This is a genomic window from Mycolicibacter minnesotensis, assembly GCF_010731755.1.
Lineage (GTDB): Bacteria > Actinomycetota > Actinomycetes > Mycobacteriales > Mycobacteriaceae > Mycobacterium > Mycobacterium minnesotense.
The window spans coordinates 4,107,467-4,120,584 of the sequence record NZ_AP022589.1 but is presented as its reverse complement, the minus strand read 5'-3'; the positions used below and the strand labels follow the sequence as shown (position 1 = coordinate 4,120,584).

Genomic DNA, 13,118 nt, shown 5'->3' with positions numbered 1-13,118 from the left:
CCATGACCACGAGCACCTCACACGGGACGATCGGCAGTTTCGCCGAGGTCACGCTGCACGGCGACCACACGACCGACCCTGTCACCGAGAGCGCCGTCGCCGAGCACGTCGCGGCGGCCGCCGCCGCCCACGGCTACACACCCGAGCAGCTGGAATGGCACACGCCGGAGGGAATCACGGTCAAACCCGTGTACACCGCCGCCGATCGCGCTGCCGCGGTGTCCGAGGGCTACCCGCTGGACAGCTTTCCCGGCGAGGCCCCGTTTGTGCGAGGGCCCTATCCGACGATGTACGTCAACCAGCCGTGGACGATCCGCCAGTACGCGGGCTTCTCGACGGCGGCGGACTCCAATGCGTTCTACCGCCGCAACCTCGCCGCCGGCCAGAAGGGGCTGTCGGTCGCGTTCGACCTGGCCACCCACCGCGGCTACGACTCTGATCACCCCCGGGTGCAGGGCGACGTCGGAATGGCCGGGGTAGCCATCGATTCCATTCTGGACATGCGGCAGTTGTTCGATGGGATCGATCTGAGTGCTGTCAGCGTGTCGATGACCATGAACGGTGCGGTGCTGCCGATCCTGGCGCTGTATGTGGTGGCCGCCGAGGAGCAGGGGGTGCCGCCGGAGAAGCTGGCTGGCACCATCCAGAACGACATCCTCAAAGAGTTCATGGTGCGCAACACCTACATCTACCCGCCGAAGCCGTCGATGCGGATCATCTCCGACATCTTCGCCTACACCAGCGCCAAGATGCCGAAGTTCAACTCGATCTCCATCTCGGGTTACCACATCCAAGAGGCCGGTGCCACAGCGGATCTGGAGTTGGCGTACACGCTTGCCGACGGTGTGGACTACATCAAGGCCGGTTTGGAAGCCGGTCTTGACATCGACAAGTTCGCGCCCCGACTGTCGTTCTTCTGGGGCATCGGGATGAATTTCTTCATGGAGGTCGCCAAGCTGCGTGCGGGTCGCCTGCTATGGAGTGAGCTGGTAGCCCGGTTCGACCCCAAGAGTGCGAAATCGTTGTCGCTGCGCACGCATTCGCAGACTTCGGGGTGGTCGTTGACTGCCCAGGACGTCTTCAACAACGTTGCGCGTACCTGTATCGAGGCGATGGCCGCCACCCAGGGCCACACCCAGTCGCTGCACACCAACGCCCTCGATGAGGCGTTGGCGCTGCCCACCGACTTCTCCGCCCGGATCGCCCGCAACACTCAGCTGCTGCTGCAGCAGGAGTCGGGGACCACCCGGCCTATCGACCCGTGGGGCGGTTCTTACTATGTCGAGTGGCTGACCCATCAGTTGGCGCAGCGGGCCCGCGCCCACATCGAGGAGGTCGAGGCGCACGGCGGTATGGCGCAGGCCATCAGCGAGGGCATTCCCAAGCTGCGCATCGAGGAAGCCGCTGCCCGCACCCAGGCCCGGATCGACTCCGGGCGTCAGCCGCTGATCGGCGTGAACAAGTACCAGGTCGCTGAGGACCAAGAGATCGAGGTGCTCAAGGTCGAGAACAGCCGGGTGCGCGCCGAGCAGCTAGCCAAGCTCGAGCAGCTGCGCGCCGAGCGTGATGAGGAAGCCTGCCAGGCGGCGTTGGCCGAACTGACCCGAGCAGCCGGGGTCAGCGGCCCACAAGGGGAGGACGGGCTGGGCAACAACTTGATGGCGCTAGCGATCAACGCCGCCCGTGCCAAGGCCACGCTGGGGGAGATCTCTGACGCGCTGGAGAAGGTCTACGGTCGCCATCAGGCCGAGATTCGTACCATCTCGGGCGTCTACCGTGATGAAGTCGGGAAGGGCAGCAATATCGCTAGCGCAACCGCTCTGGTCGAGAAGTTCGCCGAGGCCGACGGCCGTCGGCCCCGAATCCTGGTCGCCAAGATGGGCCAGGACGGGCACGACCGCGGCCAGAAGGTGATCGCTACCGCGTTCGCCGACATCGGTTTCGATGTGGACGTCGGTGCCCTGTTCTCCACCCCCGATGAGGTGGCGCGCCAAGCAGCCGACAACGACGTCCACGTGGTCGGGGTCTCGTCGCTGGCAGCCGGGCACCTGACCCTGGTTCCCGCGTTGCGTGACGCACTGGCGCAGGTGGGCCGGCCCGACATCATGATCGTCGTGGGCGGCGTCATCCCGCCTGGCGATTTCGATGAGCTCTATGCCGCCGGGGCGACCGCGATCTTCCCGCCCGGCACGGTGATCGCCGACGCCGCGGTGGATCTGTTGCACACGCTGGCCACCCGGAGAGGCTACGAGCTGGCGGACCCGGCAGGACCGGACGCAGATCAGAACTAGATGGCCGACAACGTGTCTGACACCGTTGCCGAGTTGGCGGCGGCGGTGCGCTCTGGGGATCGCTCCGTGCTGCCCCGCGCCATCACCCTGGTCGAGTCCACCCGCGCCGACCATCGTCGGCAGGCCCAGGAATTGCTGCTGGCGTTGGCCGCTGATGCCGGCGGAGCCCGGCGGGTAGGGATCACCGGGGTGCCCGGGGTGGGCAAGTCGACCACCATTGAGGCCCTCGGAATGCACCTCATCGAGCAGGGCCACCGGGTAGCTGTGCTGGCGGTCGATCCGTCGTCGACGCGTACCGGTGGTTCGATCCTGGGGGACAAGACTCGAATGCAGCGGTTGGGGGCGCACGAACGCGCCTACATCCGGCCGTCGCCGACGTCGGGCACCCTGGGCGGGGTCGCCAAGGCCACCCGCGAGACCGTGGTGCTGTTGGAGGCGGCCGGCTTCGATGTGATCCTGATCGAGACGGTCGGGGTCGGTCAGTCTGAGGTCACCGTGGCCAACATGGTCGACACCTTCGTCTTCTTGACGCTGGCCCGTACCGGCGACCAGTTGCAGGGCATCAAAAAGGGCGTCCTGGAACTCGCCGACATCGTGGTGGTCAACAAGGCCGACGGCAACCACCTCGCCGAGGCGCGGCTCGCCGCGCGCGAGTTGTCGGCCGCGATCCGACTGATCTATCCGCGTGAAACCCTCTGGCTACCACCGGTGCTGACGATGAGCGCCATCGAGGGGACCGGGCTGGCGGAGTTCTGGGACACGGTGGAGCGGCATCGGCAGACGCTGTTCGACGCCGGCGAGTTCGATGCCCGACGACGAGCGCAGCAGGTGGATTGGACTCGCCAGCTGGTCCGTGATGCCGTCCTCGATCGTGCGCTCGCGGATCCGGCAGTGCGTGCCCTGCGTGCCGAAGTGGAACAGCAGGTGCTCAGCGGAGATCTGACTCCCGCGTTGGCCGCGCAGCGGATCCTCGGCGCCATCTGGGAGTAGCGGACACGATCCGGACTCAATGGCCGTAATCCAACTTATGTTGGGCCGTCGGCGCGGTAGATTCCCGGCTATGACACAGCATCTCAAGGTTCGTGGGGCAGCGCTGCCGGCGAACGTGCACGGCGCTGCCGATCCCAATTTCTCTTGTGCTGTGCGCGCTTTCGCGGCCATGTTCCCGGGCCGCCGGTTCGGTGGGGGCGCGCTTTCGGTCTACCTGCACGGCAAGCCAGTCGTGGACGTCTGGACGGGGTGGTCGGACCGCGCGGGCCGGGTGCCGTGGTCACCCGATACCGGGGCCATGGTGTTCTCGGCGACCAAGGGCGCGGCGTCGACGGTCATTCACCGGCTCGTCGACCGGGGACTGATCGACTATGACGTGCCGGTGGCGCAGTACTGGCCGGACTTCGGTGCCAATGGCAAAGCGGCAATCACTGTCCGTCAGCTGTTGGGGCATCGGGCGGGGCTGACCCACCTCAACGGCGCCAGCAGGTCAGATCTCCTCGACCACATGGCGATGGAGGCCCGGATGGCGGCCGCCGCACCGGGACCCGAACGCGGCAAATCTGCCTATCATGCGCTGACCTATGGCTGGCTGGTCTCGGGATTGGCTCGTGCCGTCACCGGAATCGGCATGCGTGAGCTGTTCCGCACCGAGCTGGCTGGGCCGCTGGGCACCGATGGACTGCACCTGGGCAGGCCGCCGGTCAGCGCGCCGACGGTCGCGGCGGAGATCATCATGCCCCAACGCAGCCGACGGTCCCCGATTGTCGATCAGTTGGTGCCCCGGGCCGCGGCGTTGCGCCGGTCCGGCGGACTCGGCGCGATCTATTTTCCCGGAGTGATGGACACCGTGCGTGGCGACACCCCTTTCCTGGACACCGAAGCGGCGGCCCTCAACGGCGTGATCACCGCACGCGGCCTGGGACGCCTCTACGGGGCGCTGGCCAACGGTGGGCAGATCAATGGCACGCAGCTGCTGTCGCGCCGGGTCGTCGCGGGCCTGTCCGGCCGGCGCACCCTCGAGCTCGACCGCACCATCGGTATTCCGCTGGCATTCCACCTCGGGTATCACGCGGTTCCCTATGGCCCAGCGCTGCCCGGATTCGGCCACGTCGGGCTGGGCGGGTCCATGGGCTGGGCCGATCCGGCCTCCGGACTGGCGATCGGTTTTGTGCACAACCGACTGCTGACGCCCTTTGTGGCCCTCGACCAGGCCGGATTCGTCGGAACCGCCGCACTGATCCGCCGTGGGGCCGCGCGCGCACGCCGACACGGTTACACGAGCATCCCTCAGCTGGGGGCACCGTTTGTCGAGCGCGACGCAGCGGCCGGCTGACGTTCGCCCCAGCAGGCGGGCTGCCCCAGGAAGCCGGCCGGGGAGTGCCCTGGGTGCTCGGGTGACGCCGGTAGGGTTACCGGGTGACTGACCGTACGCCGAAGCTCTACATCTTCCCGCACGCCGGGGGATCGCCGCAGTACTACGTTCCGTTCTCCAAGGCGTTCACCACCGATGTCAAACGCATCGGCGTTCAGTACCCGGGTAAGGGCGGAACGCACGATCTGGGCGCCTTCACCAGCATCGAAGACCTCGCCGACCAGGTGTGTAAGACGGTGGCCCCGCCGAGCCCGGGCGACGGGCCGGTCGCCTTCTTCGGCCACAGCATGGGGGCGCTGCTGGCGTTCGAAGTGGCTCGCCGTTTCGAGGCGGACGGACATCGCATCGCGGCGCTGTTCGTGTCGGCGGCGGGGGCGCCAGGACGCGCCGGCTACGACAACATTCCCGAATCCGATCGTGGCCTGCTCGAGGCGGTCAGCAGCATGACAGGCGTCAATCCCGAATTCTTGGAGAATGAAGAGTTTGCGGCGAAGATTCTTCCGACGTTACGTGGGCTGAAAGCCATCGCGAACTACGACTGCCCCCCGGATGCGCGTGTGTCCTGTCCCATATTCGCGTTCCACGGTGACGAAGATGACGTCGCGACCGACGAAAAGGTGGGTCCGTGGGCGCAACGCACCACCGCCGAGTTCAGCGCGAGGGTGTTCACCGCTCCGGGACACCACTTCTACCTCAATGATCACCTGCCGGAACTGGTCGGCGATATCGACAACAAGATCACGCAATATTGCCAGGTCTGACGCGCGAACCGGTAATCCGCATGTGAATTAACTCTTGGTGCCGAAGTTGCTTGTGGTGCGGGCTAATGACTTCTCCGCTACTATGGCGGATCTGCTGCGTTTGCGCTGTATGTGGGCCATAAATTGCCTGTCAGCAGTGCGTACGTGGTAGCCTCCGCGGAGGGAAACGCCTGGGATGTCGGGGTCCAAGGAGTTTTAGCGCACGTTGCAAACGTCCAGAAGGGATACCCGTGGCGTTGGTCGAATTTTCCGCACCGGCCGTGTCGGCCGGGCGATCGCGGCGCTCGGAAGTCCCCGCCCCAGTTCTCATCCGGCAGTGCGTCCAGCCGGCCTGCGTACAGGCCGACACTTTCAGCTGAGCATTCCGCTAGGGGTGCCCGCGAGACTTCACCCTGCGGGAGCAGCATCCCCAATGTCGCTAATTCAATTGCATACCTCCGCTGCGTAGGGACCTTGCGCAGCGAAACCGTCAGTTCGGGGAGCACGTGCACACGACTCTCGACGGGGGACGAACTAATCAGCAGGTTGAGGTCCCAGACCTGGCAGCGCAGAAGGAGAAGACATACCAATGTCCGTAACTGAAACGCACATCCCGACCATCCTGGCCAACCTCGAGCGGGACAGGCCGGACGCTCCGGCCTACACCTTTATCGACTACGACGTCGACCCGTCCGGCTACCGCGAGACCGTGACGTGGGCACAGTTGCGCAACCGCGTGCGGGTCGTGGCGGCCGAATTGGCGACCTGCGCCTCACCGGGTGACCGGGTGGCGATCCTGGCTCCGCAGAGCCTGGAGTACATCGTCGGGTTCTACGGCGCGCTGGAAGCAGGTTTGATCGCCGTCCCGCTGCCGGTCCCCATGTTCGGCGTGCACGACGAGCGGGTGTCGGCGGCGCTGCGCGACAGCGCCCCCGCCGCCATCCTGACCACGTCGGCGGCTGTGGGTGACATCGCCAGCTCAATCAAGGGACTGGACGGCAAACCCCCGGTGGTGATCGAGATCGACGCCCTGGATCTGGACTCCGAACCTGCGGCGGCTCCTACCGCCACGGCACAGACCAAGATCGCCTTCCTGCAATACACGTCCGGTTCGACCCGCACCCCCGCTGGTGTCATGGTCACCCACACCAACGCCGTCTCGAACATGCTGCAGATGGCCTCAGACACCTTCGAGCCGACCGGCGGCACGCCCCCGTCGGAACTCAACATCGTGTCGTGGATGCCCTTCTACCACGATCTGGGCCTGCTCGGCACCGTCATCTACCCGATGGTCCTGGGTCGACACACCATCCACATGAGCCCCATGGCGTTCCTGGCCAAGCCGTCCCGCTGGATGCAGGAGTTGGCCCGCCAGCCGATCGGTTTCACCGGTGGCCCGAACTTCGCCTACGAGCTGGCCGTGCGGCGTACCTCTGACGAGGACATGGCTGGACTGACCTTGGCCAATGTGCACACGTTCTGCCTCGGGGCGGAGCGCATCCACGCCGCGACACTGCGCCGCTTCGTCGACCGTTTCACCAAGTTCGGCATCAACCCGGCCGCCCTGCGTCCGGGCTATGGTCTGGCCGAGGCCAGCGTGTACCTCACGTCGAACACTCCCGGCACCCCGCCACCGACACCGCGATTCGACTACACCAAACTGGCCGCGGGCACGGCCGAGCCGAGCGGTCCCGACGGTGGCGTCGAGCTGGTCAGCTGCGGCGTGCCACGGGCTTGCACCATCCGGATCGTGGACCCGGAGACTCACACCGAGAACCCCGACGGCAAGGTCGGCGAGGTCTGGACTCACGGTCCCAACGTGGCGGCCGGCTACTGGCACAACCGGCAGGCCACCGAGGCCAGCTTCAGTGGCAAGCTGGTGAATCCGTCTCCCGGCACCCCACAGGGCCCCTGGTTGATGACCGGGGACCTCGGCGTGATCTCCGATCGCGAGCTCTACATCGTCGGCCGTATCAAGGACCTGCTGATTGTCGACGGTCGCAACCACTACCCGGACGACATCGAAGCGACCGTTCAGGAGATCACCGGTGGCCGGGTGGCCGCGGTCTCTATCCCGAACGGTCAGTCCGAGCAGCTTGTTACGATCGCCGAGTTCAAGAACAAGGGGGGATCCGATGAGGAGATCCTGGACAGGCTGACCGAGGTGCGTCGCAAAGTGACGGCCGCGCTCTCCAAGGCGCACGGCCTGGTCAGCGGTGACCTGGTACTGGTGCCGCCGGGCGCGATCCCGATCACCACCAGCGGCAAGATCCGTCGCTCCAGCTGCGTGGAAATCTACCAACGGGACGGCTTCGACCGACTGGATGCATCTGCTCGGTCTGTATGAGGCGATGATGAGCTGCTCGCGCAGCTCTCGGGGAGGTTGAGTTGAGCGAGAAGAGTGCTGCGTCGGTCGGGGGGCCGGATCGTCGGGCGATTGTTGCTGAGGCGCTGCGCAAGATTGATGATTTGACGGCGCGGTTGGCGGTTGCTGAGGCGGGCGATACTGAGCCGATTGCGGTGGTGGGTGTGGGGTGTCGTCTGCCTGGTGGGGTGGATGGTCCTGCTGCGTTGTGGCAGTTGTTGTGTGATGAGGGTTCGGGGATTGTTCGGGTTCCGGCGGATCGTTGGGATGCGGATGAGTTTTTTTCGTCGGATCATTCGGTGCCGGGGACGATTTGTTCGCGTGAGGGCGGGTTTTTGACGTCGTGGCAGCCGGCGGAGTTTGATGCGGAGTTTTGGTATTTCGCCGCGTGAGGCTGATGCGATGGATCCTCAGCAGCGGTTGTTGATGGAGGTGGCCTGGGAGGCGTTGGAGCATGCCGGGATCACCAAGGAGGCGATTCGGGGTACGCAGACCGGGGTTTTCGTCGGCCTGACCACCAACGACTACGTACTGGCCGCAGCGGAACGGACCGGCCCGCGCGACAACGACCCCTACCTCTCCTTTGGGAATGCACCGAATTTTGCGGCGGGTCGGTTGTCGTATTTCTTGGGTGTGCATGGTCCGGCGATGATGGTGGATACGGCGTGTTCGTCGTCGTTGGTGACGATTCATTTGGCGTGTGCGAGTTTGCGGCGGCGGGAGTCGGATCAGGCGTTGGCGGCCGGGGTGAACCTGATGTTGACCCGCAACACAGTATTGCGACGTCGCGGTGGGGGATGTTGGCCCCGGATGGGCAGTGCAAGACTTTTGATGCGGCCGCGGATGGTTATGTGCGGGGCGAGGGCGCTGGGGTGGTGGTGCTGAAGCGTTTGTCGGATGCCCAGCGTGATGGTGATCGGGTTTTGGCGGTGGTGCGGGGTTCGGCGGTGAATCAGGATGGGCCGTCGTCGGGTCAGACGGTTCCGTCGGGTCCGGCTCAGCAGAAGGTGGTGCGGGCGGCGTTGGCGTCGGCCCGGTTGTCTGCGGCCGATATTGATTATGTCGAGGCGCATGGCACGGGGACTGCGTTGGGTGATCCGATTGAGTTGGATGCCTTGTCGGCGGTGTTTGGTGAGCGTGGTTCGTCGGCGCCGTTGGTGGTGGGGTCGGTGAAGACCAATGTGGGGCATCTGGAGTCGGCTTCGGGTGTTGCGGGGTTTATTAAGACGGTGTTGTCGGTGCAGCGGGGTTTTATTCCGCGGCATGTGAATTTTTCGGAGTTGACGCCGAATGCGGGTGTGGGGGCGTCGAAGTTTGTGATTGCTGCTCAGGCGATGGGGTGGCCGGTGGTGTCGCGTCCGCGTCGGGCTGGGGTGTCGTCGTTTGGGGTGTCGGGCACTAATGCGCATGTGATTGTGGAGCAGGCTCCCGAGGCTGAGGTTGCGGCGGCAGCGGGGTCTGCGGTGGTGCCGGTGAGTACGTTGGTGGTTTCGGGTAAGTCGCCGGCGCGGATTGCGGCTACTGCGGGGGTGTTGGCGCAGTGGATGGCCACCGACGGCGCCGACATCGCGCTGGCCGACATCGCGCACGCGCTCAACCACCACCGCACTCGCTTCCAGAAGTTCGCCACGGTGGCCGCGCGCGACCGCGAGCAGGCCCTTGCCGGGCTGACCGCGCTGGCCGCTGGTGAGTCCGCTCCGGGTTTGGTGGAACCCGCGACGGTGTTGCCCGGACCTGGGACCGTCTTTGTGTTTTCGGGTCAGGGTTCGCAGTGGGTGGGGATGGGTCGTCGGTTGTTGGCCGATGAGTCGGTGTTTGCGGCGGCGGTTGATGAGTTGGAGCCGGTTTTTGTTCGGCAGGTGGGTTTTTCGCTGCGTGAGGTGATTGAGCAGGGCCGTGAGGTGTCCGGTGATGCGCAGGTGCAGCCGGTGATCATGGGGTTGCAGTTGGCGTTGGCTGCGTTGTGGCGTTCCTATGGGGTTGTTCCGGATGCGGTGTTGGGGCATTCGATGGGGGAGGTGTCTGCGGCGGTGGTGGCCGGGGCGCTGACGCCGGAGCAGGGTTTGAAGGTGATCGGGGTGCGTTCGGCGTTGATGTCGCGCCAGGCCGGTCAGGGTGCGGTGGCGTTGTTGGAGTTGGATGCTGCGGCCGCGTTGGAGTTGTTGGCGGGGTATCCCGGTGTTGAGGTGGCGGGGTATTTGTCGCCGCGGCAGACGGTGGTGGCGGGTGCGCCGGCGGATGTGGATGCGGTGATCGCTGAGGTGGCTGGGCAGGAGCGGTTTGCGCGGCGGGTGAACATGGAGGTGGCTTCCCATACCGCGTTCATGGATCCGATCCTTGAAGAACTGCGCGCTGAGCTGGCCGATGTCACCCCGCAGACACCACAGATCCCGTTCATCTCCACTGTCGTTGACGCATCCGGGCCCACCCCGGTGCTGGATGCGGATTACTGGGTGGCCAACGTCCGCCAGCCCGCTCGGGTGAGCCAGGCCGTGGCCGTGGCGGGGGACAAGCACGGCACGTTCATCGAGATCAGCCCCCACCCGATCCTGACCCACACCATTGACGAGAATCTGGAAGCGTTGCCGCACTCCAGCATCGGCACGCTGGTACGCGATGAAGACGACACCGTCGTTTTCCATCAGCATCTGAACAGCGCGGACTCGGTCAGCCCACGCGAGTTCCCGCACCCGTCCGGCCCCTACCCGGTGTTGCCGACGACCCCGTGGCGGCACACCCTGCACTGGCTTGACGTCGAGAACTCGATCACCGCAGCGGAATCCGCGCCGCGACCCGGCCTTCTGCTGGGCACCCACATCACCGTCGGCAGCACGCCGGCCGTGCATCTTTGGCAGGCGCGACTGTCCCCGGCGACCAAGCCGTACCCGGGCAGTCACCGCAACAACGGCGTTGAGCTGGTGCCGGCGTCGGTGCTGCTGCACACGCTGTCCGAAGCCGCGGCCGAGGTGAGCGGGTGCGGCGCGGTCAGCGACATTCGCTTCGAGCACCCGGTCATCGTGGACCAGCCGCGGACCATCCAGGTGGTCGCCGACGCCGAGACGGTGACGGTCTCATCGAAGTTGGTCACCGACGACCCGGCCGCGCGCTGGATCAAGCATCTGAGTGCGCGAATCACGCCACGCGACGAATCTGGTTGGGCCACTGGCGGTTCCGAACTCGGACGCGGCCACGCCGGCGCCGAGTTCACCGACGACGCGGTGACCTCGCTCTGGCAGGCCTGGGGCAGTGAGGGGCGCCCGTTCGAGTGGACAGTGGCCTCGGGCCGGCACACCGAGACGGAGTTGGTCGCCGATGTGACTGCCGCACCGTCGGTGACCGCCCTCCTCGATGCCGCCCTGCATGTGGCGCGCCTGGCGGATGAGGCGAACCCGGAGCTGATGGTCCCCGCGGGGGTCGACGAAGTCCGTCTGGGACAGGCACCTGCTGACGGTCACGCGAGCATCACCGTGCGCCGGCGCGACGGCGAGGAGGGCGAACTCGTCGTCGACATCGTGGTGCCGGGTCCCGACGGGGCCCCATGCATCGACATTCGCGGCCTGCGTTACACGGCGCTGGGCTCGTCTACGTCCGCCGACGACCCGAGTTCGATCGCCCACGTGATCGACTGGCAACCCTGGGACGGCACGCCACAGCCGCCGAGTCAGCCGGGAACTCTCACCGTCGTCGGTACCAGCGCCGCCGCCGAACGTCTCCGCGAACAGCTCACCGTGCTGGGTCACCGCAGCGCCGGGGTCGCCGAGGCGCAGACGGTCGTCTACGTGGCCAACCCGGGTGAAGCGGGCGAATCCGATGTGGACTGCGCAGCCCGGCTGGCCGGCGAAGTGGCCGACCTGGTGGCTACCTTGGCCACGCGCGAAAACCGCCCGCCGGCGCTGTGGCTCGTCACGCACGGCGTACACGAGGCCGCCACCGAGGCGGCGGTTCGGCAGAGCTGCCTGTGGGGGTTGGCGGGTGTGATCCGGGCCGAGCAACCGCAGTTGTGCGGCGGACTGGTGGACTTGCCTGACGACGAGGCCCCCGACACCGCGGCCGCCAATGCCGGGGCTCTTGCGGGCATCCTCGGGACTCCCGCGAAATCCGTCCTGGTGCTGCGCGACGGCCAGTTCCTGGCCCCGGCATTCACCCCGCTTACCGGCCCGCCGCAGCGGGAGCCGACGGTGTGCCAGCCTGATGGCACGTACCTCATCACGGGCGGCATGGGTGCGCTCGGCCTGTTAATGGCCGGGTGGCTGGCCGACCGCGGTGCCCGGCGGCTGCTGTTGGTCGGCCGAACCGGTTTGCCGCCCCGGCGCGACTGGGACTCCGAGGAGATCGACGCCGGTGTCCGCCACAAGGTCGCCGCCATCAGGGCGTTGGAGCGGCGCGGCGTCACGGTCGATGTCGCCGCCCTCGACGTCGGATCGCGCGCTGCGGTGGTCGACCTGCTGGCGCGGCGCGACGAGGCCGGCGCGCCGCCGATCCGCGGCATCATTCATGCCGCCGGCATCACCGAGGGCCAGTTGCTGACCGAGGTGGACGCCGACCGGCTGCGCGACACCATGTGGCCGAAGGTTTCCGGCGCCCAGGTTCTGCACGAACTCTTCGCGCCGACGACGCTCGACTTCTTCTTCATGACCGCCGCAGCGGGTGCCGTGTTCGGCGTGCCTGGTCAGGGTGCCTACGCCAGTGCCAACGCCTATCTCGACGGCTTGGCTCGCGCGCGCCATCGGCTGGGTTGCCACAGCGTCAGCCTGGACTGGGTGGCGTGGAAGGGGCTGGGCTTCGGGGCCGAGGCGCACGTTGTACTGCACGAGCTCGAGCGCATGGGATCGCGGCCCATTACGCCGGCGGAGGCCTTCGCCGCGTGGGACCACCTCGAGCACTACGACGTCGCGCAGGCCGTGATGGTGCCGCTGCCGGCAGAGGGGGAGCAGGGTACTCCTGGCGTCGGCGGGGCTGGACCGGTCCGTGACTGGGCGCAGCTGTCGGCCGATGACATACTCAGCGAGCTGGAGATCGGGTTGCGCAGCATCCTGGCCCGGGAGCTTCGCATGCCAGAGGCTGACCTGCAGCTGGATCGACCGTTCGCCGAGCTCGGTCTCAACTCGGTGATGGCGATGGCGGTTCGTCGTGACATCGAGGGGCTGGTCGGACTGGAATTGTCTGCCACGATGTTGTGGAACCACCCGACCACTGCGGCACTGGCGGAGCACCTGACCGGGAAGCTTGTGCCGCGCGATGATGCCGGCGATGACGCGGCCGCAGGCGGTGACCTGCCCGAATCGGCCGACAGTGTATTGAACGAGCTGTTCGACAGCGTGGAATCGGCTCCGGCCGGATGGGACGGGATCTAGTGG

At 66.5% G+C, this 13,118-nt stretch carries 6 protein-coding genes and 1 pseudogene; all 7 read left to right on the top strand.

What is annotated here, in order from left to right:
* Positions 1–2: 2 nt before the first annotated feature.
* The 7 genes and pseudogenes from scpA to G6N09_RS18900 all read left to right on the top strand — a co-directional run bounded on the left by scpA (position 3) and on the right by G6N09_RS18900 (position 13,115).
* On the top strand, positions 3–2,291 hold the full coding sequence (gene scpA / locus G6N09_RS18925; RefSeq protein ID WP_083024621.1) for a methylmalonyl-CoA mutase: 2,289 nt from the start codon (positions 3–5) through the stop codon (positions 2,289–2,291).
* A complete protein-coding gene (gene meaB, locus G6N09_RS18920; RefSeq protein ID WP_083024619.1) occupies positions 2,292–3,281 on the top strand; it encodes a methylmalonyl Co-A mutase-associated GTPase MeaB in 990 nt (329 codons plus the stop codon).
* 70 nt (positions 3,282–3,351) lie between these two features.
* Positions 3,352–4,617 carry an esterase/beta-lactamase LipL gene (gene lipL / locus G6N09_RS18915; protein ID WP_083024617.1) on the top strand — a complete coding sequence of 422 codons (1,266 nt, stop codon included), beginning with the start codon at positions 3,352–3,354 and terminating at the stop codon, positions 4,615–4,617.
* 83 nt (positions 4,618–4,700) lie between these two features.
* The gene (locus G6N09_RS18910; protein WP_083024614.1) at positions 4,701–5,417 is read left to right on the top strand and encodes a thioesterase II family protein; all 717 of its coding nucleotides are present in this window, start codon (positions 4,701–4,703) and stop codon (positions 5,415–5,417) included.
* A gap of 568 nt (positions 5,418–5,985) precedes the next feature.
* The gene (locus G6N09_RS18905) at positions 5,986–7,743 is read left to right on the top strand and encodes an AMP-binding protein (RefSeq protein WP_083024611.1); all 1,758 of its coding nucleotides are present in this window, start codon (positions 5,986–5,988) and stop codon (positions 7,741–7,743) included.
* A gap of 173 nt (positions 7,744–7,916) precedes the next feature.
* Positions 7,917–8,603 (top strand): annotated as a pseudogene (locus tag G6N09_RS20470) (beta-ketoacyl [acyl carrier protein] synthase domain-containing protein); the annotation flags it as partial.
* A gap of 33 nt (positions 8,604–8,636) precedes the next feature.
* The gene (locus tag G6N09_RS18900; RefSeq protein WP_407662702.1) at positions 8,637–13,115 is read left to right on the top strand and encodes a type I polyketide synthase; all 4,479 of its coding nucleotides are present in this window, start codon (positions 8,637–8,639) and stop codon (positions 13,113–13,115) included.
* Positions 13,116–13,118 lie beyond the last annotated feature (3 nt).

Coding starts and splice junctions, on each gene's coding strand:
- scpA (WP_083024621.1), top strand. CDS start 3: ATGACCACGAGCACCTCACACGGGACGATCGGCAGTTTCGCCGAGGTC.
- meaB (WP_083024619.1), top strand. CDS start 2,292: ATGGCCGACAACGTGTCTGACACCGTTGCCGAGTTGGCGGCGGCGGTG.
- lipL (WP_083024617.1), top strand. CDS start 3,352: ATGACACAGCATCTCAAGGTTCGTGGGGCAGCGCTGCCGGCGAACGTG.
- G6N09_RS18905 (WP_083024611.1), top strand. CDS start 5,986: ATGTCCGTAACTGAAACGCACATCCCGACCATCCTGGCCAACCTCGAG.